We start from the raw sequence: 25,989 nt of genomic DNA, 5'->3' as shown, positions 1-25,989 counted from the left end.
ATGAATACATTATTGACATTACGAGGTAAAAGTTTTACACCAAAGTCAGCAAAGGGGGGAGGACCGATAACGATTCCCGCAGATTCTATTGTTACGCTAAACCATTTAAATGAACTTTACACATCCCTTGAACGAGTAAAAGAATATTGGTCTAATAACACAATCATTGATGGAGTACTTGTCAGTGTGTATTATAATCGTGTCCTAGCTAAGAGCAATCGTATCGATGGTTTTTTTAATGTGGGTGGCGGAAATGCAATTCCAAATGAAACGATTGTAGGTGCAAAATTTAGTAATGATAAGAGTAAGCATATTATTACACACTACATTTCAAAGGAAGTGTTAGATAAGACAATTGAGCATACTAAAAAAGTTATAACAATATTCAAAGATTATTTTACTAGTGCTCCCATGACGAGTATGGTGTTCTCCGACTCTTCAAAATTTAATCAAATTGATTATTCTAAGTATGGTCTGTCGAAATCAAAATTCAAAAAATACTTAAGAGACTCTTGCTTTGTCAAAGGATTTGGTATTGAACAGGCAGATATGTCTACTATACGTAATTCTATTGTAACAATCTACGATGTAAAAACTAATCTCTTAACATTACTTAAACAACTTGATATTGATGTTTCAGAAGCTAACATCATGGACCAGACAACTGTTTTACTTGACGAAAAAAATATTGAGTTACTACTGCTAAAAGCACCTTATCTAGTATCAATGATAGTAGAAAATTTTTCTAGCCTGTCACCAGAGAATTTTTATAATGATGGAAACACTTTTTATGATAATCTCCCTTTTCCAACTAATGAACCTATTATTGGTGTCATCGATACGTTGTTTGATGATAGAGTTTATTTCAATGAGTGGGTAGAGTATCATGATTTAATTTCACCAGATATTAGTAAAGGAAGTCAAGACTATAAGCACGGTACAGCAGTTTCCTCGGTAATAGTGGATGGAGCTAGTTTGAATCCAAAACTAGATGACGGATGTGGAAGATTTAGAGTCAGACATTTTGGGATATCTTTACAGAGTGGTTTCAACTCCTTCACAATTATCAAACAGATTAGAGAAATTGTGTCTCAAAATCCTGATATTAAGGTTTGGAATCTTTCGCTTGGATCAAATGATGAAATTAGGGAAAACTTTATTTCTGTAGAGGGTTCGTTGTTAGACGAGATTCAATTTGATAACGATGTAATTTTTATTATTGCAGGCACTAATGGGATTGCCCCTGATGGACAACGAAAAAAGATTGGAGCACCAGCAGATTCACTCAATTCAATTATTGTAAATTCTGTTGATTTTAGCAATCAAGTCGTTTCTTATTCACGCGAAGGAGTTGTCCTGTCTTTCTTTATCAAACCTGATGTTTCATACTATGGCGGGGGGAACGGAGACTTCATAAATGTTTGTGAACCACTAGGGCTGGCTCGAGTAGCTGGGACCAGTTTTGCGGCTCCATTTATTGCTAGAAAAATGGCTTACCTCATTCATATTATGGGATTAAGTCGTGAAGAAGCAAAGGCTTTATTAATTGATTCAGCGATACCATGGAATGATAAAAAAACATTCGCAGACATTTCTTTACTTGGATATGGGGTTGTGCCAATCAAAATAGAAGATATTTTGTCTACACCTGATGATGAAATTAAATTTATAGTTTCAGATGTTTCTAGAGCATATGAAACTTATAATTATGATTTCCCAGTTCCAATTTCTAAAGAAAACTATCCATATGTAGCAAAGGCCACTATGTGTTATTTTCCAAAGTGTTCTAGAAATCAAGGAGTTGACTATACTAATACGGAAATGCAACTTAGTTTGGGAGTTTTAGATAAGAAAGGCATTAAAACAATTAATAACGACAATCAATATTCTGAAAATGCACCAGGATATGTGAGAGAAAAGTCGGCACGAAATGTTTTTAGGAAATGGGATAATGTCAAACATTTAGGAGAAAAATTTTCTTCTCGTAAAAAAGCTAAGCCGATTCTGAATCCTTCTAATCCTCAATGGGGAATGAGTGTAAAAACAATTGAACGGTTAAAAAATGGTGATGGTTATGGTATTCGTTTTGGAGTAGTTGTTACTCTAAAGGAGTTGAATGGTGTTAATAGAATCGAAGATTTTATTCAACAAGCCGAATTACGCGGTTGGCTAGTTAATAGATTGCAGGTAGAAGCACAAGTTGAACTGTATAATAGCTTAAATGAAGAAATTGAATTTGAATAGTGGATATAGTATCATTATCCGAGATATCAGGGGGACAAGAGGGCTAAGATATGAATATTACATATGTTGTTGGAAATGGCTTAGATTTGCAATATGGTTTGAAAACAAGATATAAAGATTTCTATGAATTTCAAAATAGGGCTTACATAAGTAGGAAAGAGAACGAGGAAGAATATTCAAATCTCATTTATGAGTCTCTATTTTCTGATAAAGTAAATGATTATGAAAATTGGTCAGATTTTGAATTGTCAATTGGTAAATTAACAAAAGATTACGACCTCATTTCCTCAAGTGTAGAAATGAAGGAGAAATTTATAGACGATTTTAGTGAAATAGTTGACGATTTAAGAGAATATCTACGTATACAACAAGAAAAAAATCTTGAGAAAGGCAATAGAATTGATTTTGTAAGTACTCTAAATGATATGAAGAAATCTCTCCCTGTAATCAATCAACCCGCTATTGATAAAAAATATAATGAAAATCTATATCAACACGATATCGTGAATATATTAACTCTTAATTACACAAATGTAATCGATAAATTATATAATGAGTCAGCAAGATCATTTAGCAATCAATTACGAACTAATAATTATAAATTTCACATTGCGCCTCCAATTCATGCACATGGAACGGTAGATATTTGCACAGTTTTAGGAGTTAGTGACGAGACACAGATTTCAAATAGTTTTGATGAAGAACAAAAAGAATCCTTAATAAAAAATTTAGTTTTGAGGAACTATAGAGAAAATATGGATGTTAAAAATAGCGATATTATAAAAAATTCTGACATCATAATTCTTTATGGGGTTTCTTTGGGAGAGACTGATGGGTATATCTGGAATCAGATTGCTGAACAATCAATCAGAAGTTCTGTTCCCGTCATAATTTACCATTATGTACCTCATTTTGATGCAGGAAATCCCACTAGGGTAAAACGCTTATATAGAAATGTAGAAGACAAATTCATACAAAATAGTGGAATTGATTTAGAGTTAGAGAAGAAATTAAGAGATAATCTTATTATTGTTATTGGAAAGACTATTTTTAACCTGATGGAAAGGTAAGAAAGTACAAAATGGAAACATGGCAAGAGTTAAAAGTTACAGTTAAGCGTGAAGGGGAGGAATTGGTTTCCAATCTCTTGATCGAGCTGGGAGCGCAAGGCGTTGCGATTGAAGACAGCATGGACTATGTGGGAAATGTTGACCGTTTCGGCGAGATTTTCCCAGAGGTTGAGCAGCAAGAAGAAATCGTAGTGACAGCCTACTATCCGGAAACGGTTGATGTAGCAACGGTTGAGGCAGACTTGAAGGCCCGTCTCGCGGAACTAACTGATTTTATGGATTTGGGAGAGGTAAAAATGGGTACGACTGCCTTGGCTGAGGAAGACTGGGCAGACAACTGGAAGAAATACTATGAACCAGCTCGTATTACTCATGATTTGACCATCGTTCCCTCTTGGACGGACTATGAGGCGACTGCTGGGGAAAAGATTATCAAGCTGGATCCTGGTATGGCCTTCGGGACAGGAACCCACCCAACTACCAAGATGAGCCTTTTTGCCTTGGAGCAGGTTCTTCGTGGTGGGGAAACAGTGCTAGATGTGGGGACTGGTTCAGGCGTTCTCTCTATTGCCAGCTCGCTACTTGGTGCCAAGGAAATCTTTGCCTACGACCTGGATGATGTGGCAGTTCGTGTTGCTCAGGAAAATATTGAACTCAACCCTGGTATGGAAAACATCCATGTAGCAGCAGGAGACTTGCTTAAGGGAGTTGAGATTGAGGCAGATGTGATTGTAGCTAATATCTTGGCGGATATCCTCGTTCATCTGACGGATGATGCTTATCGCTTGGTCAAGGATGAAGGCTACCTCATCATGAGTGGAATTATTAAGGACAAGTGGGACATGGTGCGCGAGTCGGCTGAGTCAGCTGGATTTTTCCTTGAAACCCACATGGTTCAAGGGGAATGGAATGCCTGTGTCTTTAAGAAAACCAAGGATATTTCCGGTGTGATTGGAGGCTAGCATGCAGCAGTATTTTGTCAAAGGCAGTGCTATCTCTCCTGTCACTATCGAGGACAAGGAAACCAGCAAGCATATGTTTCAGGTTATGCGCTTGAAAGAAGATGATGAGGTTACTTTGGTCTTTGATGATGGAATTAAGCGCTTGGCGCGTGTGCTGGATGTGGAAGCTCGTCAGTTTGAGTTGGTTGAAGAGTTAGCTGACAACGTGGAATTACCAATCCAAGTGACCATCGCATCTGGCTTTCCCAAGGGAGACAAGCTGGAGTTTATCACTCAAAAAGTAACCGAACTGGGTGCCAGTCAAATCTGGGCCTTCCCTGCCGATTGGTCCGTTGCTAAGTGGGATGGCAAGAAATTGGGTAAAAAGGTTGAAAAACTAGAAAAAATTGCCCTTGGAGCAGCAGAACAAAGCAAGCGTAATATTGTACCAAGTATTCAGCTTTTTGAGAAGAAAGCAGACTTTCTAGCCCAACTGGACCAGTTTGACTCTATCGTGGTGGCCTATGAAGAGTCGGCCAAAGAAGGAGAAGCCGCTGCGCTCTTGCAAGCAGTTTCTGGACTCGAGAAAGGAGCTAGATTGCTCTTTATCTTTGGTCCAGAAGGTGGCCTGTCACCTGCAGAAATTGAGAGTTTCGAAGCTAAGGGATCAGTCTTAGCAGGACTTGGTCCTCGCATTTTGCGAGCAGAAACAGCACCACTTTACGCCTTATCAGCCCTTAGTGTTTTATTAGAATTAGAGAAATAAGAGGAAGAAAATGGAACAAAAACACCGTTCAGAATTTCCAGAAAAGGAACTTTGGGATTTAACAGCCCTATACCAAGACCGTGAGGATTTCTTGCGTGCAATCGAGAAGGCTCGCGAAGACATTAACCAATTTAGCCGTGACTACAAGGGCAATCTTCATACTTTTGAGGATTTTGAGAAGGCCTTTGCGGAATTGGAACAAATCTACATTCAGATGAGCCATATTGGCAACTACGGTTTTATGCCTCAGACGACAGACTATAGCAATGAAGAATTTGCCAATATTGCCCAAGCTGGCATGGAATTTGAAACAGATGCCAGCGTAGCACTTACCTTCTTTGACGATGCCCTAGTGGCAGCAGACGAGGAAGTCTTGGATCGTTTGGGTGAATTACCTCATTTGACGGCGGCCATTCGTCAGGCCAAAATCAAAAAAGCCCACTATCTAGGAGCTGATGTGGAGAAGGCCTTGACCAATCTTGGTGAAGTTTTCTACAGTCCGCAGGACATTTACACTAAAATGCGTGCTGGGGACTTTGAAATGGCTGACTTTGAAGCCCATGGCAAGACCTACAAAAACAGCTTTGTAACCTATGAGAATTTCTACCAAAATCATGAGGATGCTGAGGTTCGTGAAAAATCCTTCCGTTCCTTCTCAGAAGGTCTTCGTAAGTACCAAAATACGGCTGCAGCAGCCTATCTAGCCCAAGTCAAGTCTGAAAAACTCTTGGCAGATATGAAGGGCTACGATTCAGTTTTTGATTATCTTCTAGCTGAGCAGGAAGTGGACCGTGCTATGTTTGACCGCCAGATTGACCTCATCATGAAGGATTTTGCGCCGGTTGCTCAGAGATACCTCAAGCATGTTGCCAAGGTTAATGGTCTTGAAAAGATGACCTTTGCAGACTGGAAATTGGACTTGGACAGCGCCCTTAATCCTCAAGTGACTATTGACGACGCCTATGATTTGGTCATGAAGTCCGTAGAACCTTTGGGACAAGAATATTGTCAGGAAGTTGCTCGTTATCAAGAAGAGCGCTGGGTGGACTTTGCTGCTAACAGTGGCAAGGATTCTGGCGGTTATGCGGCGGACCCATATCGTGTGCATCCTTATGTTCTCATGAGCTGGACTGGTCGTTTGAGCGATGTTTATACCTTGATTCATGAAATCGGGCATTCTGGTCAATTCATCTTTTCAGATAATCACCAGAGCTACTTCAACGCCCACATGTCGACCTACTATGTTGAAGCACCGTCAACTTTCAATGAATTGCTACTCAGTGATTACTTGGAGAACCAATCTGACGACCCACGTCAAAAACGCTTTGCCCTTGCTCACCGCTTGACAGACACCTATTTCCATAACTTTATCACTCACCTTTTGGAAGCAGCCTTCCAGCGTAAGGTTTACACATTGATTGAAGAAGGAGAAACTTTCGGAGCAAGCAAACTCAACAGCATTATGAAGGAAGTCTTGACGGATTTCTGGGGAGATGCCATTGAGATTGATGATGATGCAGCTCTGACTTGGATGCGCTAAGCTCACTACTATATGGGCTTGTATAGTTACACTTACTCAGCAGGACTAGTCATTTCGACTGCAGGTTACCTTCATCTGAAACATTCAGAAACTGGAGCTGAAGACTGGCTCAATCTCCTTAAATCAGGTGGTAGCAAGACACCACTTGAGTCAGCCATGATTATCGGTGCTGATATTTCAACAGATAAACCACTCCGTGATACCATCCAGTTCTTATCAGATACAGTTGACCAGATTATCTCCTACAGCGCCCAGTTGGGAGAGTAAATTAAAAGAGTCTGGGACAAAAGTCTAACCTTAAATAAAAAAAGCGAACAAAACGAGTTATCTGATACTCAGAATTCTGTCTTGTTCGCTTTTTTTCTAATCTATCGATTTTAAAAATTTATAATAAAGAATTCCTAAAATCAAAATTTTTTGTTCTGTCCTCTTTAATTATCCCCAAAAGCTATCTTCTTCAGCTTGATCTGAAGAGAAGAGCCAAACTTCTTTGATTTTTCCGTCTTCAATACGGAAGAGGTCAATCCCGTTCATATTGAGTTCAGTACCATCAGCACGTGTTCCAAGAAAAGTAACATTAGCTGCGATTAAATCCTTATTGTCAGAAACCCAATTTGTTACCACCTTAAAGGTTCCATTAGTTTTCTCAGCAAATGTAGCAAGGTGAGCTCCTAGCTTGTCCTTACCAACAACTGTACCAGATATACTATGAGTACCAGGTTGATGCCAGATAATATCGTCTGCCATCGTTTCAAAGACACCAGGAAAGTCACCAGCAATTAAAGCTTGGTTATAAGCGTTGAAAATTTCTAAGTTTGTTGACATATCTATTCTCCATTTCTTTTTTATGATATAATTGTAACAGTTACAAACAAAAAAACAAGTAGACACTTTTTCGATAGCTAGTATCAAAAGTGGTACTATTATTGATACTAAAAGATAAAATTTTTTTAAAAAATAGAAAGAAGATATTTTATGACAAATAAAGTGAGTGAGTATGGTATTTGTCCATTTGCGACAACGCAGAGGGTTTTAACGGGGAAATGGGCACTGGTAATTATTTATCAGTTGAGTACGGGTACCAAACGATTTAAAGAATTGCAGAGATTATTGCCTGGGATTACTCAAACTATTTTGACCCGTCATCTCCGTCAATTAGAAAAGGATAAGATTGTTCAACGAAAGGTCTATGCCGAAGTTCCACCACGAGTTGAGTACAGCTTAACTGAAATGGGGCAGGAATTCAGAGTTGTTTTAGATGCTGTCGAGAAATGGGGTCTAGATTATATCAAGTTGCTAAATGCTAGTGAGATAAGCAACTGATAAGTCCTATAGAGGAAATGTATTTTCTGTTTAATTCCTTAATTAAAAGATAGTGAGGCAAACCAGTATTTTTCCAAACAATTTTCTTGAAACCCTTTCCCTCTTTTGATAGACTAGTATCTAGTTTTTGAAAAAAGGAGAAAGAAAATGAAAAAATTTGTCGCTGAATTAATCGGTACGTTCATGCTTGTGTTCATCGGAACAGGAGCTGTTGTTTTTGGAAATGGTCTTGATGGCCTTGGTCACCTAGGGATTGCCTTTGCCTTTGGTTTGGCAATCGTAGTTGCAGCTTACTCAATCGGAACTGTTTCAGGTGCTCATTTGAATCCAGCTGTTTCTATTGCTATGTTTGTTAACAAACGTTTGTCATCTTCAGAGCTTGTAAACTACATCCTTGGACAAGTAGTTGGAGCCTTCTTAGCATCTGCTTCTGTCTTCTTCCTCTTGGCTAACTCAGGGATGTCAACTGCTAGTCTTGGTGAAAATGCCTTGGCAAACGGTGTCACTGTCTTTGGTGGTTTCTTGTTTGAAGTTATTGCAACTTTCTTGTTTGTCTTGGTTATCATGACCGTGACATCAGAAAGCAAGGGCAATGGCGCGATTGCTGGTTTGGTAATCGGTTTGTCCTTGATGGCAATGATTCTTGTGGGATTGAACATCACTGGACTGTCAGTAAACCCAGCTCGTAGCTTGGCACCAGCTGTCTTGGTAGGTGGCGTAGCCCTTCAACAAGTTTGGATTTTTATCCTTGCCCCAATCGTTGGTGGAGTTCTTGCAGCCCTTGTTGCAAGAAACTTCCTTGGAACAGAAGAATAATTGAAACTCAAAAAGCCTTGCTCCTCATCTTGAGGAACAGGGCTTTTTCGTATTATACTTTTCGAAAATCTTTTCAAACCACGTCAGCTTCACCTTGGATTATATATGTGACTGACTTCGTCAGTTTTATCTGTAACCTCAAAACCATGTTTTGAGCAACCTGCGGCTAGCTTCCTAGTTTGCTCTTTGATTTTCATTGAGTATGAGTTTAACGGTTGTCAATTTTCTCTGGATAAAGGTCGTGTTGGAAGAGGCGTTGTTCTGCCAAGCCATCATACTTAGTTCCAGGCTTACCGTAGTTGTAGTAGGGGTCAATTGAGATGCCACCGCGCGGAGTGAATTTTCCCCAGACTTCTAAATAGCGAGGGTCTAGCAAGTTGACCAAGTCTTTCCCGATGGTGTTGATACAGTTTTCGTGGAAATCTCCGTGGTTTCGGTAGCTAAAGAGGTAGAGTTTGAGGGATTTTGACTCGACACAGAGCTTGTCAGGGATGTAGGAAATATAAATGGTCGCAAAGTCTGGTTGAGCAGTGATTGGACACAGTGAGGTAAATTCAGGACAGTTAAATTTGATGAAATAGTCATTTTCCACATGACGATTGTCAAAAGATTCGAGGACATCTGGTTGATAGTCAAAGATGTAGTTGGTTTCTTTGTTGCCCAGTAGGCTGAGGTTTTTCATTTCTTCTTGTTGTGACATGATTTTTTCTTTCTAATCTTAAACACCACGTTGATTATCGTAGAGGAGGGTATGGAGTTGAGGAAGGACGCGGACATTGCCCCAGCTATCGTCGGCAGCGACGCGTTCCCAGAGTTCTTTGAGACGGTCCAGTTGATCTTGGATAATATTTCCTGTAGCCTTGGGTTCAGGATTTCCAGCAGATAAGAAAAGGACATCTGGTTGGTAGCGTTCTTGTATTCCTTTAGCAAAGGCTAAATCTGCATCATCAAAGACAGGGATTTTAAAGGTGACCTTGTCTGGATCCAGTTGGGAAACGATAAAGTCCAGGGTCTCAAAGTTGACTTCCATCTTGGATGAAGGAGGTTTGGGACTCAGAGTAACCTGGTCGATATCTTTTAACCAATTTTGCCAGCGAGAGCCTTGGGTCTCAACAGCAAGGGTGACACCACGTTCCTTGAGCTTGGTGACCAGTTCAGCCATGTTGGCTGCTAGGATAGCGGGATTTCCGCCAGACAGGGTTACATAGTCGTAGTTCCCTAGTTTATCCAACTCAGCAATGACTTCGTCAGCTGTCATGCGAGTTGGTTTTTCAGAACCATCCCAAGTAAAGGCAGAATCGCACCAGTCGCAGTGGTAGTCGCAACCGGCAGTGCGGACAAACATGGTTTTCTGCCCAATAGCACGACCTTCACCTTGAAAGGTAGGGCCAAAAATTTCCAGAACTGGTAGTTTGAGGACACGTTCCCTAGTCATCTAACCACTCCCGTCTAAACTCTGCAAAGGAAGTCGGAGTTTCATAGAGGCGAACGTATTCCAAACGAAGACCACGCTCATCAGGTAACTCTTGACTCATGGTTTGGAAAATCCAGTAAACCATATTTTCAGCAGTCGTGTTCATATAAGGCAGAGTTTCATTGAGATAGCGATGATCCAAGTGGGGCTCTAAGTAGTTCTTGTAAATAGCTTTGATGTCTCCGAAATCGTAGGTCATGCCACGCTCATCTAAAAATCCACTAACAGCAATCTGCAGATGATAGGTGTGGCCATGAAGGGATTTGCATTTCCCCTCATAGTGAAAGAGGTGGTGGGCAGCATCGAAAGTGAACTCTTTTGATACCAAGGTTCTGTGAGGATTGTAGACAAGAGACTCCCCAGTTTCTTGTTTGATTTCTTTGGGTGCAAAAAACATTAGACCTCTCCTTTCTGTGAGAGATAAACATCTAGACCATGTTGACGTAGGTGGCAGGCTGGGCAATCCCCACAGCCGCTTCCGATAATTCCATTGTAGCAGGTTAAGGTCTTTTCACGAACGTAGTCAAAGGTACCGAGTTGATCGGCTAACTCCCAAGTTTCAGCCTTGTCCAGCCACATGAGAGGCGTTTGGATAACAAAGTCGTAATCCATGGCAAGGTTGAGGGTGACATTGAGGGATTTGACAAAGACATCTCGACAATCAGGGTAGCCTGAGAAGTCTGTCTCGCAAACACCTGTCACGATGTCTTTAATGCCACGTTGTTTGGCAAGAACTGCCGCAAAGGATAGAAAGAGGTGGTTGCGACCATCAACGAAGGTATTGGGAACCTCTCCCTCTTTTTGCTTAATCTCCATATCAGAAGTCAGGGCATTTTCAGTGATTTGTCCCAGCAGAGACATATCTAGGATGTGATGACGAATGCCTTGTTCCTTAGCGATTTCTTGGGCAACTTGAATTTCGAGATGATGACGTTGACCGTAGGCAAAGGTGACAGCTTCGACTGTTTCATAGTGTTCTTTGGCCCAGAAGAGGCAGGTTGTGGAATCTTGACCGCCACTAAAGACGACCAAGGCTGATTGACGTTTCATAGTACTCCTTCCAAAATGGGAAATGTTCAGAGCACGCAAAAAGCTCCCATGAGGGAGCTAAAAAATACCAAGTAGAGGTTTTTTTTAGCGATGGCATGTCCCAAACATCGTAATATTCTACCTACAGTCTAGCATATTTTTTGAAAAATGGCAAAGGGCAAGAAAAAAGAGACCAAAGAAAGTACTTGGTCTCTAATGTGATTAGCTCAATTCCGCAACGATGGCCTTGATTTGTTCTGCTGTGTGAACACCAGCAACTTGTTTGACAACTTGGCCGTCTTTTTTGAAGAGAAGAGTTGGGATAGACATGATTCCAAAAGCACGAGCTGTGTTTGGATTCTCATCAACGTCCATTTTAACGATTTTCAAGACATCTTCTGAAAGTTCTTCAGACAATTTATCCAAGATTGGACCTTGCATACGACATGGACCACACCAAGTTGCCCAGAAGTCTACCAAGACCAAACCGTCTTTTGTTTCTTGTTCGAATGTTGCATCTGTAATTGCTTTTGCCATTGTATTTCTCCTTTTTAGTTATATTGGCTTAAATCTTGTTTCATGAGATAGAAGAAGACATCTCCATAAGTCCCATGGTAGTCCAAATCATGACCGTTGTAAGTTAATTTTTGGACTGGGTAGTAGTCTGCGACGCCGATAAGGCAAGCTTGTTGTGAACGATCAAAATCTTCATAAGACTCGAAAGTCACAGTTCTTTCGTTCTTGCTGGCATCTAGATAGGTAATTTCAATCATTTTAAAAACTCCTTTGTTTAATGATGACTTTATTTTACTCCTTGTAAAAGAGAATGTCAAGAAAAATGATTGCGCACGCAACTTTTTTCTAAAATCATCTTAAACCAAGAAATCCAAACCAGTTTCCAAGCTTTCTTCAACAGCCTTTTGTAGAGAGGCCAGTGTCTTTTGCCCATCACTTGTCAGGCAGATAAAGCTAGAGCGTCTATCTTGATCACAACACCTGCGACTAAGCAGACCGCAATTTTTAGCTTCCAAACGAGCCACCATCCGAGAAACAGCGCTCGGACTTAGATGAAGCTTATCTGGCAGGTCAATCTGGCGTAGAGATTTTTCTTGAGCCAAGTCCAGATAGTAGAGCAGGTAAAACTCTTTCAAGGTTAGACTTTGCTCGCTCTGCTGGGCAATAGTCTCTTCCAAGAGACTTTCAATTTCTTTCTGACGCCGATTGAAATCAAACCATTTTTCCAAATAGGTCATAGTATCTCCTTTCTTTTTAGAGTTATCAATAGAAGAAAGTCCATTAACGGACAATCTCTGCATCACAAGATGATTGCGCATGCAATAATTATACTACTTTTCAAGAAAGCTGGCAAGAAGGATGCTGGCATCTCTTATCCTAAATCATGCCTGTTTTCACAAGTCAAGAATTGTCTGTATCCCCTTTCCTCTCTAATTTTTAATGATTCTTGTGCATTTCCTTGAAATTTTCTGAAAAAAGAGTAAACTGGTATGCAAGAAGTCTATTTCGTGGAGTTTAGGATGAAATTATATGTTCAATTAATGATTCTCTTTGTGATTTCTCTAATCGGAGAGGGAATTTCCAGTTTCTTTCATTTGCCTATCCCAGGCAGTATTATCGGTTTGATTATTCTCTTTCTAGCCCTGCAGTTCAAGTGGCTGAGAACCAGGCATGTCAACATGGTGGGGAATTTCTTGCTGGCCAATATGACCATTCTCTTTTTGCCGCCAGCAGTGGGAATCATGGAGAAGTTTGATGTGATTGCTCCTTATCTCTTGCCCATCGTTTTGATTGTCTTTTTTGCAGCAGTCATCAATATTATCCTTATTGCTTTGGTGGTTCAGTTTATCAAACGACGGTTTGAGGGAGATTATGAGAAAGGAGATGCCAAATGAGTGAATTTGTTTCCAATCCCCTGTTTGGGCTTGCCTTGTCTATCCTAGCCTATCTAGTGGGAATGCTGATTTACAGGCGTTTTCCCCATCCATTGACAACGCCCTTACTTTTGTCAACTGTTTTTATTATCATCTTTCTAAAGCTGACGGGTATTTCTTACCAAGATTACTACCAAGGTGGGGTTTATTTGAACAACTTGATTGTCCCATCGACTGTGGCTCTAGGGATTCCGCTTTATAAGAGTTTTCACTTGATGAAGCACCATGCACGGAGTATTCTCTTTGGTAGTCTGTTAGCAGTAGTTGTCAATACATCTTTCACAGCCCTTGTGGCGAAAATATTTGGTATGGACTTTTTCCTAGCCATTTCTCTCTTTCCTAAGTCAGTAACAACCGCCATGGCAGTGGGAATCACAGAAAAATTGCAAGGTCTGACGACCGTGACCTTGGTGGTTGTAGTGGCGACTGGGATTTTAACCAGTGTCATCGGACCAACCCTTTTGAAGTGGTTGAAAATAGATGATCCAGTAGCTGTTGGTCTTTCCCTTGGAGGAACAGGCCACGCAGTTGGAACAGGGACAGCCTTTCGATACGGTTCTGTAGCAGGAGCCATGGGTGGTTTGGCTATCGGTGTCACCGGTATTCTCTATGTCTTTGTCAGCCCTATTGTAGCCAGTTTGATATTGAGTTAAAAAGCAAGGAATTCGGGTTCCTTGCTTTTTAAAATCGTATGTTATAGACTATTACTTTTCTTTACTTAAGTGAATGACTTGGTCATAGTGTTTTAAGTCTTCTTCCGTGTAGTGGTGAATGACTTCAATGACTGTTTGAGGTAGGGAGAAGAGCAAGTCGCTAATTTTTCTGCTATTTTCCGAGTCAAGATTGGCCTTAATCTCATCTGCTAAGATGAGTTGGCTATCATGGTAGAGGGCTCGAGCGATTTCGAGGCGTTGTTTCTCGCCACCAGACAGACTATCATTGCTGAGCGTTCGATTTTTCAAATGTTCTAATCCTGTTTTTTTGAGGATATGATTTAAAGTCTCTGGATTTTTATCTAGTCCTAGAAGGATATTGTCGTCCAGAGATAGCGTGTCAAAGTAATGGCTATCTTGGAGGATATAGGAACTAAAGCTTGTGATTTCTTTACGTGACAGGTTTTGACCAGCAAAGCTAATCTGTCCACTTGTTGATGTCTCTTTTCCATGAATGATATTGAGCAGGGTTGTTTTACCAGAGCCACTTTCCCCGATAATGGCGATTTTTTCTCCTTGCTTGATGTGTATGGAAATCGGAGATAAGAGGATATTCCCATCTTTTTCAAGGGAGATGGTGTTAAGTTGGATAGGGAAAATATTTTCTATGCTTCTAGGAGAGGTGGAGTCAGACTGGCCCAAAAGTTCTTGGTATTTGTTGAGAAGAGTTCGAGTAGCTTTTCGGGTGTTGGTAAAGTAAGCCAACTCTTGGAATTGATAGCCGATATTATGGGAAACTAGATAGATGGCCACAAAACTCGCCGCATCTAAATAATTATAGTAGGTCATAAAGCCACCGATGACGATTGGTGTGACAGAACAAAAGGCATCGATGCTATTGATCAAGAGACTGTTTAAAGTTCGTTGCTTTTCATAGTTAATTTCGGTATCTAGACTGGTTTGTAATTGCTTTTGATAGCGAGCAAAAAAGTAGTCTTGCCCCTGATAATGGCGAATTTGTTGGCTACCACCAATAAAATTTGTCAAGCTTGCTAAGTAGCTCTGGTTAACAGTGGACCGCTTTTCAGAAAGTGAATCCAAACGCTTTGATCCGATAGCACTGCAGAGTACAGGAAAGGAGTAGAAGAGGATGAAAATCAAGCCCAGGTAAAAATTGGTCCATAGGGCATAGAGAATGGACACAGTGGTAAAGCCCAGAGAAGAAATGATGATGATCGTTGGCTCAATATAGTTTTCTTCTAGTTGCTTGACGTCGTTTTCTAGGTCGGACAAGATATCTTTTTCATCAATCTCATAACTGTTTAAAAATCGCTTGAAAATAGCACTCTTGATTCCATATTTGAAGTCAGTAATCAAACGAGCGTAGTAATAACGTTTCCCAGCCAAACCCAGTAAGAGGATGAGATTACCAAGGATTCCTAAAATCAAAACTTTCCAAAGAAGGCCTAGTTCTTGATTGGTAAAACTAGCAACAATATTTTGAACAAGGGCTGGTGTGATAATTGCTTCCAGCCAAGTAATGGCAATAGAAAAGAAGTAAAGTATGAGGTGCTTCTTAGTAACAAATCTTTTCAGCATAAAGAGTTGCCCTCCTTATCGATATACATGTAATCAATTTTAAAGTTATTATACTCTTTTTTATTAAATACTTCATATTAAAAATGTAAGTCCTGAGAACGAAAAAAGTCTAGCGAGTTATTGTCGCTAGACTTTAAAACTATTGCAAATTAACCTTGTTTCTCAAGATGTAGTAGGTTCCGAGGTAAAATATAGCTATGAATATGAGTTCTTCAATAATACTCGTACTTGCTCCCATATAGAAATTATCATTAAATCCTGCAAGTGAATTGACATAGAAGTTCGCACTGGTATTGAAGAAGACTTCTACAAATCCAATGACGATTTGGATACCGATATAAGCTACAATGGCTAGTGCGGTACGGTATTCATTGAACAGTTGTCCGATGGAAATAGCCAAGTAGATGCAGAGGATTCCTGAGATGGTATTTAGTAGGAAGGATACCCCTATAAGAGAGAGTTGAGGAAGGAATGTTCCTACAAGTGGAATCAACTCAGAATTTGATATCCATTCTGGAACCGTTATGGTAACAATAATAAAAGCGCTTAGAGCTAGTACAGTGGAGCTAAGGATAGACCAAATGAAGGCTCCAACTAATTTGGCTGTGATGATATGGTGTTCAGAAACTGGCAAGGTCAAGGTCAGATAGCCTTGTCGGTCATAGACACTACCTTTGAATCGTTTAATAATCAAGAAAATGGTTGAAATCCCAAGTGTAATCATCAATCCACCAAAGACGAGAGCCAGAAAGAAAAGTAAGACAGGTTGGCTATCTTTGAAAGATACATAATTATAATAGTGTCCTTGCATTCCTATGGGAACGGAAAGAACTAGCACGGCAGCGTAAAGGGCTAAATACCACTTGTTGACATTTTTAAATTCGTAGCGAACTAAATTCCAAAACATAATAATCTCCTTTGCTTAGGCCTTAAATTCCTGACGGAAGAGCTGGTCAATGGATTCACCAGACTCATAGCGAATATCATCTACATTTCCTTGACGGACGACTTTTCCGTCCTTAAGGAAGACAATTTCATCCAAGATTGGCTCGATATCAGAAATCAAGTGGGTAGAAATCAAAACGGTAGAAGTTGGGGAGTAGTTGTTGATAATGGTATTGAGGATATACTCACGGGCTGCTGGATCCACTCCACCAATGGGTTCGTCCAGAACATAGAGACGAGCATCACGGCTCATAACCAAAATCAGTTGTACCTTTTCCTTGTTCCCTTTTGATAATTTCTTGAGACGACTATTTTCATCAATGCCGAGGTCTGCAAGTAGATGATGGGCGCGTTCAAGATTGAAATCTTTATAGAAGGTCTTGAAGTAGGTTAGGGCTTCTTTGACCTTCATTTGTTCATTGAGATAGGTCGTATCTGGCAAATAAGCTACGATAGCCTTGGTTGCTGGGCTTGGGTCCATGTCGTTAATGAGGACACGTCCTTGATCTGGTTGTAAGAGGCCATTGATTAGTTTAATCAGGGTTGTTTTTCCTGAGCCGTTTGGGCCAAGGAGACCAACAATTTTTCCAGCTGGGATGTCAAGGGAAACATTTTCAAGGGCTGGGGTTGCTCCATAAGATTTGGATACATTTTCAAATGCTAGTAATGACATAGGCTTAAACTCCTTTAATATAATCGCCGACTACGCCTGGTAGTTCTTCTTTTTCATAGCCAAAATGGGTCATGGAGGAAACGAAGTGTTCCAATTCTTCTTCGGATAGTTGTTTGCGCGATTGGGCGATTAGTTCCTTATCCTCAGTTACAAACCGTCCAGTTGTTCGCTTGCTGTAGACAAAGCCTTCTCGTTCAAGGTCTGACAAGGCTCTTTGGATGGTGTTGGGATTGACACCAGCCTCGCTAGCTAGCTCTCTCACGGTTGGAAGTTGTTGATTGGCTTCCAGTGTATGGGAAACAATCTGAAGCTTGATTTTCTCCATAATCTGTAAATAGATGGGTTTTTTGTTGTCAAATGTCCAGGACATCTTGGTCTCCTTTCTTTCATCCTTTTGTCTTAATTAAATAATACAACAAAACAAAAAACTTGTCAAGCAAAAAGAAGAATTGTTTTGGGAATCGTTTAAAAAATGGTATAATGAAAAGAAAACGATAAGGAGGGAAAGGATGCGTTGTCCAAAATGTGGGGCTACCAAGTCAAGTGTTATCGATAGTCGCCAAGCAGAAGAAGGGAACACCATTCGTAGAAGACGTGAGTGCGACGAATGCCAGCACCGTTTTACAACCTACGAACGAGTAGAAGAAAGAACCTTAGTGGTTGTTAAAAAAGATGGCACGCGGGAACAATTCTCCAGAGATAAAATCTTTAATGGGATTATCCGCTCAGCCCAGAAACGTCCTGTGTCAAGTGATGAAATCAACATGGTAGTCAATCGTATCGAACAGAAACTCCGTGGTCGAAATGAAAATGAAATTCAAAGTGAGGACATTGGTTCACTCGTCATGGAGGAGTTGGCTGAGTTAGATGAGATTACCTATGTGCGTTTTGCCAGTGTCTATCGTAGTTTTAAGGATGTTAGTGAGTTAGAGAGCTTGCTCCAACAAATCACTCAGTCCTCTAAAAAGAAAAAGGAAAGATAAATGAAGCCAATTGACCGTTTTTCTTATCTAAAGAATAATCGGGTGTCGCAAGATACCTCATCTCTGGTACAGTGCTACCTCCCGATTATCGGTCAGGAGGCACTGAGCCTTTATCTTTATACGATCAGTTTTTGGGATAATGGTAGAAAGGAATATCTTTTTTCAAGCATTCTTAACCATCTCAACTTTGGGATGGATAGACTGATAAAATCCCTAAAAATCCTATCTGCTTTCAATCTCTTGACCCTCTATCAAAAGGGTGATGTTTATCAGCTAGCTCTCCATGCTCCTCTTTCGAGTCAGGACTTCTTGGAACATCCTGTTTATCGCAGACTTTTAGAGAAAAAGATTGGCGATGCAGCTGTGGAGAATTTGAAAGTTGAGGGTGCTGAGGGAGAAGAAATACCTGTCTCACTCAATCAAGTCTTTCCAGATTTGGCAGAACTAGGAAGTCAAGAAGACCTTGGTCTCAAGAAGAAAGTGGCCAACGATTTTGACTTGGACCATTTTCGTCAGCTTATGGCTCGAGATGGGCTTCGTTTTGCGGATGAGCAGTCCGATGTCTTAAACCTCTTTGCCATTGCCGAGGAGAAGAAATGGACTTGGTTTGAAACTTATCAATTGGCCAAGTCAACAGCTGTTTCCCAGGTTATTTCAACTAAACGCATGCGGGAAAAAATAGCTCAAAAACCTGTCTCCTCTGACTTTAGTCCTAAGGAAGCAACCATTATCAAAGAGGCCAAAAGTAAAACTGCCATGCAGTTCTTGGCAGAAATCAAGCAAACACGTAAGGGAACCATTACCCAAACAGAGAGAGAACTCTTGCAACAGATGGCTGGCTTGGGCTTGCTGGACGAAGTCATCAATATCATTCTCTTGTTGACCTTTAATAAGGTGGATTCGGCAAATATCAATGAGAAATATGCCATGAAGGTAGCCAATGACTATGCCTATCAAAAAATTCATTCGGCAGAAGAGGCAGTCTTGCGCATCCGTGAGAGAGGGCAGAAGAGCCAGGCTCAAAAGGCTAGTAAACCGAATCCTGCTAAGTCCAATGTACCCAAGTGGAGCAATCCAGATTATAAGAATGAAACCAGCGAGGAAACTCGTCTGGAACTAGAACGTAAGAAACAAGAACTATTAGCTCGCTTAGAAAAAGGAGGAGATTAGATGGAAAGTGTCGGAGACGTACTCAAACGTCAACCTAGCCGTTTTCATTATCAAGATTTGGTCCAAAAAATCATGAAGGATCCTGATGTTGCGGCCTTTATCCAGCAAGAATCCTTGACTCCAGAGGAATTAAATCGCAGTATCTCCAAGTTTAATCAGTACATCACCGAGCGTGACAAATTTCTCCGTGGGGATACGGATTATATTGCCAAAGGCTACAAGCCGATTTTGGTTATGAATCATGGCTATGCGGATGTTTCTTATGAAGAAACTCCTGAACTAATCGCAGCAGAAAAAGAAGCGGCTATTAAAAACCGTCTTAAGTTAATCAATCTGCCAGCCAGTCTCAAGAAAGCTAGTTTGGCTCAAGTAGACTTGGATGATTTGGGTCGCTTGCCAGTTTTTGAAAAACTATTAGCCTTCGTGGAGCAATATCCAGCTATTCGAAAAGGTCTTTATTTATATGGAGACTTTGGTGTGGGTAAAAGTTTCATGGTGGCTGCCTTGGCTCATGATTTATCAGAAAAACGTGGTGTTTCATCCACTCTTCTCCACTATCCTAGCTTTGTCATTGATGCCAAAAATGCCATCAGTGATGGCAATGTTAAGACCTTGGTGGATGAGATTAAGCTTTCTGAAGTCCTGATTTTAGATGATATTGGTGCTGAGCAATCAACAGCTTGGGTGCGGGATGAAATCCTGCAAGTCATTCTCCAATATCGGATGCAGGAAAATTTACCGACCTTTTTCACCTCCAACTTCAACTTTGAAGATTTGGAGCAGCATTTTGCTAAAGTTAAGAAAGGAGATAACGAAACCTGGGAAGCCAGACGGGTCATGGAACGCATCCGTTATTTGGCCGAGGAGACTCGTTTAGAAGGAGTAAACCGCCGATGACAGAAACGATTAAACTGATGAAAGCTCATAAGTCTGTTCGAAGATTTAAGGAGCAAGCCCTTCCTCAGGAAGACTTGACTGAAATCCTGACAGCAGCCCAGATGGCCTCGTCTTGGAAGAATTTCCAATCCTACTCTGTGATTGTAGTGCGAAGTCAAGAAAAGAAAGATGCCTTGTATGAATTGGTGCCTCAAGAAGCCATTCGTCAGTCAGCTGTTTTCCTTCTCTTTGTCGGAGATTTGAACCGAGCAGAAAAGGGAGCCCGACTTCATACAGACTCATTCCAACCCCAAGGTGTGGAAGGTCTCTTGATTAGTTCAGTCGATGCGGCCCTTGCTGGTCAAAATACCCTGCTTGCAGCTGAGAGCTTGGGCTATGGTGGTGTCATTATTGGCTTGGTACGTTACAAGTCAGAAGAAGTAGCAGAGCTTTTTAACCTACCTGACTACACCTATCCTGTCTTTGGGATGGCACTAGGTTTACCAAATGAAGAACATGAAGTCAAACCTCGTTTGCCATTGCATCAAGTGGTATTTGAGGAAGAATACCGAGAACAGTCCACTGAGGCAATCCAAGCTTATGACCGTGTACAGGCGGACTATGCTGGAGCACGTGCGACCACAAGCTGGAGTCAGCGTCTAGCAGAACAGTTTGGTCAAGCAGAACCAAACTCAACTAGAAAAAATCTTGAACAGAAGAAGTTATTGTAGAAAGTGAGAAATTATGGCCCTACCAACTATTGCCATTGTAGGACGTCCCAATGTTGGGAAATCAACCCTATTTAATCGGATCGCTGGTGAGCGAATCTCCATTGTAGAAGATGTCGAAGGAGTGACACGTGACCGTATCTATGCGACGGGTGAGTGGCTCAATCGTTCGTTTAGCATGATTGATACAGGAGGAATCGATGATGTCGATGCTCCTTTCATGGAACAAATCAAGCACCAGGCAGAAATTGCCATGGAAGAAGCAGATGTTATCGTCTTTGTCGTGTCTGGTAAGGAAGGAATTACCGATGCAGACGAATACGTAGCCCGTAAGCTTTATAAGACCCATAAACCAGTTATCCTCGCAGTTAACAAGGTGGACAACCCTGAAATGCGAAATGATATCTATGATTTCTATGCCCTCGGTTTGGGTGAACCATTGCCTATCTCATCTGTCCATGGTATCGGTACAGGGGATGTGCTAGACGCTATCGTAGAAAATCTTCCAAATGAATATGAAGAAGAAAATCCAGATGTGATTAAGTTTAGCTTGATTGGTCGTCCTAACGTCGGAAAATCAAGCTTGATCAATGCTATCTTGGGCGAAGACCGTGTCATTGCCAGTCCAGTTGCTGGAACAACTCGTGACGCCATTGATACCCACTTTACAGATACAGATGGCCAAGAGTTTACCATGATTGACACTGCTGGTATGCGTAAATCTGGTAAGGTTTATGAAAATACTGAGAAATACTCTGTCATGCGTGCCATGCGTGCTATTGACCGTTCAGATGTGGTCTTAATGGTCATCAATGCGGAAGAAGGAATCCGTGAATACGATAAACGTATCGCAGGATTTGCCCATGAAGCTGGTAAAGGGATGATTATCGTGGTCAACAAGTGGGATACGCTTGAAAAAGACAACCACACTATGAAAAACTGGGAAGAAGATATCCGTGAGCAGTTCCAATATCTACCTTACGCACCGATTATCTTTGTATCAGCTTTGACCAAGCAACGTCTCCACAAACTGCCTGAGATGATCAAGCAAATCAGCGAAAGTCAAAACACACGTATCCCATCAGCTGTCTTGAACGATGTGATTATGGATGCTATTGCCATCAACCCAACACCGACAGACAAAGGAAAACGTCTCAAGATTTTCTATGCGACTCAAGTGGCAACTAAACCACCGACCTTTGTTATCTTTGTCAACGAAGAAGAACTCATGCACTTTTCTTACCTGCGTTTCTTGGAAAATCAAATCCGCAAGGCCTTTGTCTTTGAAGGAACACCGATTCATCTCATCGCAAGAAAACGTAAATAAAAAAGCAGAATCTGGAATGACATTTCCAGATTTTTTTGATAAAATGAAGTTGAAGAAAGCGCTATCAAAAAGAGGTGTTGATGATGGAACATTTGTTTAAATTGTTAATCTTATTACCCTGTTTTTACTTTTTCAGCTGGATTGAAAAGGCCAACAGAGATAGTAAATTTTTCCCAATTTTTTACTATTTTTACTGGATTTACATCACCCTCTATGCTCTTTTTAGCCTTGCTTGGACAGTTTTTTCAGTCCTATTTTTCAATATCCTATTGAGAAATGTGGCAGACATCAAGTCTTGGGGCATTTGGCTATTATTACTACTTATTGCTTTTTCCAGTTCTTGGTTAACCTATATCTTTTTCAAAAAAATGCTTCGCTTGAGACGGGAACTGGGGAAGTCTAAAGGTGGAAGGCATTGATTTATATTGGTAAGAACATTTAATAGAACGAAACTAAAGAAAACAATTTTAAAGAGGAGGTGTCGATGATGAAACTGTCGTTTAATTGGTTTCATTTAATACTCTTATTTCCTTGTTTATATTTTTTCTATTGGATAGACAATGCTGACAGAAACAGTAAAATTTTCCCCATCTTATACTATTTTTACTGGATTTATATTTCCCTTTTAGCTCTGTTTAGCATGGATATGACAATTTTTTCATTCTTATTTTTCCCTTTTGTTCTAGATTATGTATCAGATGCTAGTGATTGGGGTGTTTGGTTGCTTCTGATAGTCTTATCTCTAGGCAGTGACTGGTTAACCTATATCTTTTTCAAAAACATGTTTCGCTTGAGACGAGAACTAGGGAAGTCAAAAGGTGGAAGGTATTGATTTATATGGTTTTTATTGATAGGAGGTAGCTTATGACACGTCTAAAATCATTTATTACACAATATTCTAAATTCTATATTGGTTTAGTTCTGCTGATCTGGCTGGCTTTCTTCTTTCTTCCTTGGGATAAACCAGTTCTGGGAATATCTATCAATCTCTTAATCATGCAGAAAGTTTTACTAGTTTTTGGTATTCTGTCTATTTTGATGGCCTTGCTGTCCAAGAAAGTCAGTCTCTTTGTTTTTGGATTGATCTGCTGTTTTTCTCTTTGGATTAATCTATTTATCCTATTTGCGATTTTGCCGATTTTTGGCAATTAAAGTATCATAAAAATCAGAGAGGTTAGCTTGGAAACTAGCCTCTTTTTCCTTTTCAAAATGGGGATTCTTCCTTGAAAATAATCAGTAATTGTGCTAAAATTAAAAGAACATTCTAAAATATTCGGAATTTAAAGTAAGGAAAAACATGGCTAATATTTTAAAAACAATTATCGAAAATGATAAAGGAGAAATCCGTCGTCTGGAAAAGATGGCTGACAAGGTTTTCAAATACGAAGACCAAATGGCTGCTTTGACAGATGACCAACTAAAAGCAAAAACAGTTGAATTTAAAGAACGTTATCAAAATGGAGAATCACTGGATTCGTTGCTTTATGAAGCATTTGCGGTTGTCCGTGAAGGTGCCAAACGTGTCCTAGGTCTCTTCCCATATAAGGTTCAGGTCATGGGGGGAATCGTTCTTCACCATGGTGACGTGCCAGAGATGCGTACAGGGGAAGGGAAAACCTTGACTGCGACCATGCCCGTATACCTCAATGCCCTTTCAGGTAAAGGGGTCCACGTAGTTACAGTCAATGAATACCTATCAGAACGTGACGCGACTGAGATGGGTGAATTGTACTCTTGGCTTGGTTTGTCAGTAGGAATCAACTTGGCTGCCAAATCTCCAATGGAGAAAAAAGAAGCCTATGAGTGTGATATTACCTACTCAACCAACTCAGAAATCGGATTTGACTACCTTCGTGATAACATGGTCGTTCGTGCTGAAAACATGGTACAACGTCCGCTTAACTATGCCTTGGTCGATGAGGTTGACTCAATCTTGATTGATGAGGCCCGTACACCTTTGATCGTATCAGGTGCTAATGCAGTTGAAACCAGTCAGCTCTACCACATGGCAGACCACTATGTAAAATCTTTGGACAAAGACGACTACATCATCGATGTGCAGTCTAAGACTATTGGTTTGTCTGATTCAGGGATTGACAAGGCTGAAAGCTACTTCAAGCTTGAAAACCTCTATGACATCGAAAACGTAGCTCTTACTCACTTTATCGATAATGCCCTTCGTGCCAACTACATCATGCTTCTCGATATTGACTATGTTGTGAGCGAAGAGCAAGAAATCTTGATTGTCGACCAATTTACGGGTCGTACTATGGAAGGTCGTCGTTATTCTGATGGATTGCACCAAGCTATTGAAGCCAAAGAAGGTGTACCAATCCAGGATGAAACCAAGACATCTGCCTCAATCACTTACCAAAACCTTTTCCGTATGTACAAGAAATTGTCTGGTATGACAGGTACAGGTAAGACTGAGGAAGAAGAATTCCGTGAAATTTACAACATTCGTGTTATTCCAATCCCAACAAACCGTCCTGTTCAACGTATTGACCACTCAGACCTTCTTTATGCAAGTATCGAGGCTAAGTTTAAGGCGGTTGTCGAAGACGTTAAGGCTCGTTACCAAAAAGGTCAGCCTGTCTTAGTTGGTACAGTAGCGGTTGAAACTAGTGACTACATTTCTAAGAAATTGGTCGCAGCTGGCGTTCCTCACGAAGTTTTGAATGCTAAGAACCACTATAAAGAAGCCCAAATCATTATGAATGCTGGTCAACGTGGTGCTGTTACCATTGCGACTAACATGGCCGGTCGTGGTACCGACATCAAGCTTGGTGAAGGGGTTCGCGAATTAGGTGGACTTTGTGTGATTGGTACAGAACGTCATGAAAGCCGTCGTATCGATAACCAGCTTCGTGGACGTTCAGGTCGTCAAGGAGACCCAGGTGAGTCACAATTCTACCTATCTCTTGAAGATGATTTGATGAAACGTTTTGGTTCTGAACGCTTGAAGGGAATATTTGAACGCTTGAACATGTCTGAAGAGGCCATTGAGTCTCGTATGTTGACACGTCAGGTTGAAGCAGCACAAAAACGTGTCGAAGGAAATAACTACGATACTCGTAAACAAGTCCTTCAATACGATGACGTCATGCGTGAACAACGTGAGATTATCTACGCTCAACGTTACGATGTTATCACTGCAGACCGTGACTTGGCACCTGAAATTCAGTCAATGATCAAACGCACGATTGGTCGTGTCGTTGATGGTCATGCGCGTGCCAAACAAGATGAAAAACTAGAGGCAATTTTGAACTTTGCTAAGTACAACTTGCTTCCAGAAGATTCTATTACGATGGAAGATTTGTCAGGCTTGTCTGATAAGGAAATTAAGGAAGAGCTCTTCCAACGTGCCTTGCAAGTTTACGATAGTCAGGTTTCAAAACTACGCGATGAAGAAGCAGTTAAAGAATTCCAAAAAGTTTTGATTCTACGAGTGGTAGATAACAAGTGGACAGATCATATCGATGCCCTCGATCAATTGCGTAATGCGGTTGGACTTCGTGGCTATGCTCAGAATAACCCTGTTGTTGAGTATCAGGCAGAAGGTTTCCGTATGTTTAATGACATGATTGGTTCGATTGAGTTTGATGTGACACGCTTGATGATGAAAGCACAAATTCATGAACAAGAAAGACCACAAACAGAACACCATATCAGTACAACAGCGACCCGCAATATCGCTGCTCACCAAGCAAATATACCAGAAGATTTGGATTTGAGTCAGATTGGACGGAATGAACTTTGCCCATGTGGTTCTGGTAAGAAGTTTAAAAACTGTCACGGTAAAAGACAATAAAATGAGATAGTTTAGAGGCGGATACCTTGTGAAAAGTAAATTTTTACTTGGTATCCGTTTGATTTATAAGGA

The 25,989-nt window shown here is 40.7% G+C and carries 29 protein-coding genes and 1 pseudogene; 18 read left to right on the top strand and 12 right to left on the bottom strand.

What is annotated here, in order from left to right:
* The 5 genes and pseudogenes from B7699_RS03970 (at position 1) to pepF (ending at position 6,828) form a co-directional block, all read left to right on the top strand.
* Positions 1–2,244 carry a S8 family peptidase gene (locus tag B7699_RS03970; RefSeq protein ID WP_084927212.1) on the top strand — a complete coding sequence of 748 codons (2,244 nt, stop codon included), beginning with the start codon at positions 1–3 and terminating at the stop codon, positions 2,242–2,244.
* 50 nt (positions 2,245–2,294) lie between these two features.
* Positions 2,295–3,314 (top strand): AbiH family protein, encoded by a 1,020-nt coding sequence (locus B7699_RS03965; RefSeq protein WP_084927211.1) that lies wholly within the window; start codon positions 2,295–2,297, stop codon positions 3,312–3,314.
* 11 nt (positions 3,315–3,325) lie between these two features.
* Positions 3,326–4,276, top strand: coding sequence for a 50S ribosomal protein L11 methyltransferase (prmA, locus tag B7699_RS03960; RefSeq protein WP_084927210.1), 951 nt, complete (start codon positions 3,326–3,328; stop codon positions 4,274–4,276).
* 1 nt (position 4,277) lies between these two features.
* Positions 4,278–5,021 carry a 16S rRNA (uracil(1498)-N(3))-methyltransferase gene (locus B7699_RS03955; protein WP_084927209.1) on the top strand — a complete coding sequence of 248 codons (744 nt, stop codon included), beginning with the start codon at positions 4,278–4,280 and terminating at the stop codon, positions 5,019–5,021.
* 10 nt (positions 5,022–5,031) lie between these two features.
* Positions 5,032–6,828: pseudogene (gene pepF, locus B7699_RS03950) on the top strand (oligoendopeptidase F).
* Positions 6,829–6,996: 168 nt separating this feature from the next.
* On the opposite strand, the gene B7699_RS03945 reads toward pepF, so the two are convergent.
* Positions 6,997–7,386: a nuclear transport factor 2 family protein gene (locus B7699_RS03945; RefSeq protein WP_084927208.1), complete on the bottom strand. Its 390-nt coding sequence runs from the start codon at positions 7,384–7,386 to the stop codon at positions 6,997–6,999.
* 150 nt (positions 7,387–7,536) lie between these two features.
* Here B7699_RS03945 and B7699_RS03940 point away from each other — a divergent pair, with 150 nt between their 5' ends.
* A complete protein-coding gene (locus B7699_RS03940) occupies positions 7,537–7,884 on the top strand; it encodes a winged helix-turn-helix transcriptional regulator (protein WP_042900485.1) in 348 nt (115 codons plus the stop codon).
* 147 nt (positions 7,885–8,031) lie between these two features.
* Positions 8,032–8,700: an MIP/aquaporin family protein gene (locus B7699_RS03935; protein ID WP_049551484.1), complete on the top strand. Its 669-nt coding sequence runs from the start codon at positions 8,032–8,034 to the stop codon at positions 8,698–8,700.
* Between the two features lie 208 nt (positions 8,701–8,908).
* Here the strand turns inward: B7699_RS03935 and queF are convergent, their stop codons facing one another.
* From queF to B7699_RS03900, 7 genes are all read right to left on the bottom strand, one after another.
* Complete coding sequence (queF, locus tag B7699_RS03930) at positions 8,909–9,400, bottom strand: preQ(1) synthase (RefSeq protein WP_084927207.1); 492 nt, start codon at positions 9,398–9,400, stop codon at positions 8,909–8,911.
* 18 nt (positions 9,401–9,418) lie between these two features.
* Entirely contained in the window at positions 9,419–10,135 is a 717-nt protein-coding gene (gene queE / locus B7699_RS03925; RefSeq protein ID WP_000196472.1) for a 7-carboxy-7-deazaguanine synthase QueE, read from the bottom strand.
* Complete coding sequence (queD, locus tag B7699_RS03920) at positions 10,128–10,571, bottom strand: 6-carboxytetrahydropterin synthase QueD (protein ID WP_000464576.1); 444 nt, start codon at positions 10,569–10,571, stop codon at positions 10,128–10,130. Before queD ends, queE begins: the two co-directional genes overlap by 8 nt.
* Complete coding sequence (gene queC, locus B7699_RS03915) at positions 10,571–11,224, bottom strand: 7-cyano-7-deazaguanine synthase QueC (RefSeq protein ID WP_033684847.1); 654 nt, start codon at positions 11,222–11,224, stop codon at positions 10,571–10,573. The genes queD and queC overlap by 1 nt, the downstream gene beginning before the upstream one ends.
* 201 nt (positions 11,225–11,425) lie before the next feature.
* Positions 11,426–11,740, bottom strand: a complete 315-nt coding sequence (gene trxA, locus B7699_RS03910) for a thioredoxin (protein ID WP_001029581.1) — start codon at positions 11,738–11,740, stop codon at positions 11,426–11,428.
* A 14-nt stretch (positions 11,741–11,754) separates the two neighbouring features.
* On the bottom strand, positions 11,755–11,976 hold the full coding sequence (locus B7699_RS03905; protein ID WP_000570256.1) for a DUF4649 family protein: 222 nt from the start codon (positions 11,974–11,976) through the stop codon (positions 11,755–11,757).
* 99 nt (positions 11,977–12,075) lie between these two features.
* Positions 12,076–12,456 carry a MarR family winged helix-turn-helix transcriptional regulator gene (locus tag B7699_RS03900; protein ID WP_084927206.1) on the bottom strand — a complete coding sequence of 127 codons (381 nt, stop codon included), beginning with the start codon at positions 12,454–12,456 and terminating at the stop codon, positions 12,076–12,078.
* Positions 12,457–12,738: 282 nt separating this feature from the next.
* Between B7699_RS03900 and B7699_RS03895 the strand changes: the two genes are divergently transcribed.
* On the top strand, positions 12,739–13,113 hold the full coding sequence (locus B7699_RS03895; protein ID WP_000781325.1) for a CidA/LrgA family protein: 375 nt from the start codon (positions 12,739–12,741) through the stop codon (positions 13,111–13,113).
* On the top strand, positions 13,110–13,805 hold the full coding sequence (locus tag B7699_RS03890; RefSeq protein WP_084927205.1) for an LrgB family protein: 696 nt from the start codon (positions 13,110–13,112) through the stop codon (positions 13,803–13,805). The genes B7699_RS03895 and B7699_RS03890 overlap by 4 nt, the downstream gene beginning before the upstream one ends.
* A 51-nt stretch (positions 13,806–13,856) precedes the next feature.
* Here B7699_RS03890 and gggC read toward each other — a convergent pair whose 3' ends face one another.
* The 4 genes from gggC to B7699_RS03870 form a co-directional block, all read right to left on the bottom strand.
* Positions 13,857–15,404: a streptosactin export ABC transporter GggC gene (gggC, locus tag B7699_RS03885; RefSeq protein ID WP_049544582.1), complete on the bottom strand. Its 1,548-nt coding sequence runs from the start codon at positions 15,402–15,404 to the stop codon at positions 13,857–13,859.
* Positions 15,405–15,543: 139 nt separating this feature from the next.
* Positions 15,544–16,311 carry a hypothetical protein gene (locus B7699_RS03880; protein WP_049544581.1) on the bottom strand — a complete coding sequence of 256 codons (768 nt, stop codon included), beginning with the start codon at positions 16,309–16,311 and terminating at the stop codon, positions 15,544–15,546.
* Between the two features lie 15 nt (positions 16,312–16,326).
* Entirely contained in the window at positions 16,327–17,022 is a 696-nt protein-coding gene (locus B7699_RS03875) for an ABC transporter ATP-binding protein (protein ID WP_000054197.1), read from the bottom strand.
* Positions 17,023–17,026: 4 nt separating this feature from the next.
* The gene (locus B7699_RS03870) at positions 17,027–17,392 is read right to left on the bottom strand and encodes a GntR family transcriptional regulator (protein WP_000119147.1); all 366 of its coding nucleotides are present in this window, start codon (positions 17,390–17,392) and stop codon (positions 17,027–17,029) included.
* Between the two features lie 139 nt (positions 17,393–17,531).
* Here B7699_RS03870 and nrdR point away from each other — a divergent pair, with 139 nt between their 5' ends.
* The 9 genes from nrdR to secA all read left to right on the top strand — a co-directional run bounded on the left by nrdR (position 17,532) and on the right by secA (position 25,917).
* Positions 17,532–18,005 carry a transcriptional regulator NrdR gene (nrdR, locus tag B7699_RS03865; protein ID WP_001203672.1) on the top strand — a complete coding sequence of 158 codons (474 nt, stop codon included), beginning with the start codon at positions 17,532–17,534 and terminating at the stop codon, positions 18,003–18,005.
* Positions 18,006–19,175 (top strand): DnaD domain protein, encoded by a 1,170-nt coding sequence (locus tag B7699_RS03860; RefSeq protein WP_084927204.1) that lies wholly within the window; start codon positions 18,006–18,008, stop codon positions 19,173–19,175.
* Positions 19,176–20,072 (top strand): primosomal protein DnaI, encoded by an 897-nt coding sequence (gene dnaI / locus B7699_RS03855; RefSeq protein ID WP_084927203.1) that lies wholly within the window; start codon positions 19,176–19,178, stop codon positions 20,070–20,072.
* Positions 20,069–20,782, top strand: coding sequence for an NADPH-dependent oxidoreductase (locus B7699_RS03850; RefSeq protein ID WP_084927202.1), 714 nt, complete (start codon positions 20,069–20,071; stop codon positions 20,780–20,782). The genes dnaI and B7699_RS03850 overlap by 4 nt, the downstream gene beginning before the upstream one ends.
* Before the next feature lie 13 nt (positions 20,783–20,795).
* The gene (der, locus tag B7699_RS03845) at positions 20,796–22,106 is read left to right on the top strand and encodes a ribosome biogenesis GTPase Der (RefSeq protein WP_001207696.1); all 1,311 of its coding nucleotides are present in this window, start codon (positions 20,796–20,798) and stop codon (positions 22,104–22,106) included.
* A gap of 83 nt (positions 22,107–22,189) precedes the next feature.
* Complete coding sequence (locus B7699_RS03840; protein WP_049544585.1) at positions 22,190–22,525, top strand: hypothetical protein; 336 nt, start codon at positions 22,190–22,192, stop codon at positions 22,523–22,525.
* A gap of 65 nt (positions 22,526–22,590) precedes the next feature.
* Positions 22,591–22,938: a hypothetical protein gene (locus B7699_RS09695; protein WP_084927201.1), complete on the top strand. Its 348-nt coding sequence runs from the start codon at positions 22,591–22,593 to the stop codon at positions 22,936–22,938.
* Between the two features lie 32 nt (positions 22,939–22,970).
* Positions 22,971–23,258 carry a hypothetical protein gene (locus tag B7699_RS03830; RefSeq protein ID WP_180947946.1) on the top strand — a complete coding sequence of 96 codons (288 nt, stop codon included), beginning with the start codon at positions 22,971–22,973 and terminating at the stop codon, positions 23,256–23,258.
* A gap of 145 nt (positions 23,259–23,403) precedes the next feature.
* The gene (gene secA / locus B7699_RS03825; protein ID WP_084927200.1) at positions 23,404–25,917 is read left to right on the top strand and encodes a preprotein translocase subunit SecA; all 2,514 of its coding nucleotides are present in this window, start codon (positions 23,404–23,406) and stop codon (positions 25,915–25,917) included.
* Positions 25,918–25,989: the final 72 nt, after the last annotated feature.

This window comes from Streptococcus mitis, from assembly GCF_002096835.1.
GTDB lineage: Bacteria > Bacillota > Bacilli > Lactobacillales > Streptococcaceae > Streptococcus > Streptococcus mitis_W.
This window is presented reverse-complemented; position numbering and strand designations above follow the sequence as displayed.

What these genes read in the sequence shown, in the direction of transcription:
- B7699_RS03970 (WP_084927212.1), top strand. Translation starts at nt 1, where the DNA reads ATGAATACATTATTGACATTACGAGGTAAAAGTTTTACACCAAAGTCA.
- B7699_RS03965 (WP_084927211.1), top strand. Translation starts at nt 2,295, where the DNA reads ATGAATATTACATATGTTGTTGGAAATGGCTTAGATTTGCAATATGGT.
- prmA (WP_084927210.1), top strand. Translation starts at nt 3,326, where the DNA reads ATGGAAACATGGCAAGAGTTAAAAGTTACAGTTAAGCGTGAAGGGGAG.
- B7699_RS03955 (WP_084927209.1), top strand. Translation starts at nt 4,278, where the DNA reads ATGCAGCAGTATTTTGTCAAAGGCAGTGCTATCTCTCCTGTCACTATC.
- B7699_RS03945 (WP_084927208.1), bottom strand. Translation starts at nt 7,386, where the DNA reads ATGTCAACAAACTTAGAAATTTTCAACGCTTATAACCAAGCTTTAATT.
- B7699_RS03940 (WP_042900485.1), top strand. Translation starts at nt 7,537, where the DNA reads ATGACAAATAAAGTGAGTGAGTATGGTATTTGTCCATTTGCGACAACG.
- B7699_RS03935 (WP_049551484.1), top strand. Translation starts at nt 8,032, where the DNA reads ATGAAAAAATTTGTCGCTGAATTAATCGGTACGTTCATGCTTGTGTTC.
- queF (WP_084927207.1), bottom strand. Translation starts at nt 9,400, where the DNA reads ATGTCACAACAAGAAGAAATGAAAAACCTCAGCCTACTGGGCAACAAA.
- queE (WP_000196472.1), bottom strand. Translation starts at nt 10,135, where the DNA reads ATGACTAGGGAACGTGTCCTCAAACTACCAGTTCTGGAAATTTTTGGC.
- queD (WP_000464576.1), bottom strand. Translation starts at nt 10,571, where the DNA reads ATGTTTTTTGCACCCAAAGAAATCAAACAAGAAACTGGGGAGTCTCTT.
- queC (WP_033684847.1), bottom strand. Translation starts at nt 11,224, where the DNA reads ATGAAACGTCAATCAGCCTTGGTCGTCTTTAGTGGCGGTCAAGATTCC.
- trxA (WP_001029581.1), bottom strand. Translation starts at nt 11,740, where the DNA reads ATGGCAAAAGCAATTACAGATGCAACATTCGAACAAGAAACAAAAGAC.
- B7699_RS03905 (WP_000570256.1), bottom strand. Translation starts at nt 11,976, where the DNA reads ATGATTGAAATTACCTATCTAGATGCCAGCAAGAACGAAAGAACTGTG.
- B7699_RS03900 (WP_084927206.1), bottom strand. Translation starts at nt 12,456, where the DNA reads ATGACCTATTTGGAAAAATGGTTTGATTTCAATCGGCGTCAGAAAGAA.
- B7699_RS03895 (WP_000781325.1), top strand. Translation starts at nt 12,739, where the DNA reads ATGAAATTATATGTTCAATTAATGATTCTCTTTGTGATTTCTCTAATC.
- B7699_RS03890 (WP_084927205.1), top strand. Translation starts at nt 13,110, where the DNA reads ATGAGTGAATTTGTTTCCAATCCCCTGTTTGGGCTTGCCTTGTCTATC.
- gggC (WP_049544582.1), bottom strand. Translation starts at nt 15,404, where the DNA reads ATGCTGAAAAGATTTGTTACTAAGAAGCACCTCATACTTTACTTCTTT.
- B7699_RS03880 (WP_049544581.1), bottom strand. Translation starts at nt 16,311, where the DNA reads ATGTTTTGGAATTTAGTTCGCTACGAATTTAAAAATGTCAACAAGTGG.
- B7699_RS03875 (WP_000054197.1), bottom strand. Translation starts at nt 17,022, where the DNA reads ATGTCATTACTAGCATTTGAAAATGTATCCAAATCTTATGGAGCAACC.
- B7699_RS03870 (WP_000119147.1), bottom strand. Translation starts at nt 17,392, where the DNA reads ATGTCCTGGACATTTGACAACAAAAAACCCATCTATTTACAGATTATG.
- nrdR (WP_001203672.1), top strand. Translation starts at nt 17,532, where the DNA reads ATGCGTTGTCCAAAATGTGGGGCTACCAAGTCAAGTGTTATCGATAGT.
- B7699_RS03860 (WP_084927204.1), top strand. Translation starts at nt 18,006, where the DNA reads ATGAAGCCAATTGACCGTTTTTCTTATCTAAAGAATAATCGGGTGTCG.
- dnaI (WP_084927203.1), top strand. Translation starts at nt 19,176, where the DNA reads ATGGAAAGTGTCGGAGACGTACTCAAACGTCAACCTAGCCGTTTTCAT.
- B7699_RS03850 (WP_084927202.1), top strand. Translation starts at nt 20,069, where the DNA reads ATGACAGAAACGATTAAACTGATGAAAGCTCATAAGTCTGTTCGAAGA.
- der (WP_001207696.1), top strand. Translation starts at nt 20,796, where the DNA reads ATGGCCCTACCAACTATTGCCATTGTAGGACGTCCCAATGTTGGGAAA.
- B7699_RS03840 (WP_049544585.1), top strand. Translation starts at nt 22,190, where the DNA reads ATGGAACATTTGTTTAAATTGTTAATCTTATTACCCTGTTTTTACTTT.
- B7699_RS09695 (WP_084927201.1), top strand. Translation starts at nt 22,591, where the DNA reads ATGATGAAACTGTCGTTTAATTGGTTTCATTTAATACTCTTATTTCCT.
- B7699_RS03830 (WP_180947946.1), top strand. Translation starts at nt 22,971, where the DNA reads ATGACACGTCTAAAATCATTTATTACACAATATTCTAAATTCTATATT.
- secA (WP_084927200.1), top strand. Translation starts at nt 23,404, where the DNA reads ATGGCTAATATTTTAAAAACAATTATCGAAAATGATAAAGGAGAAATC.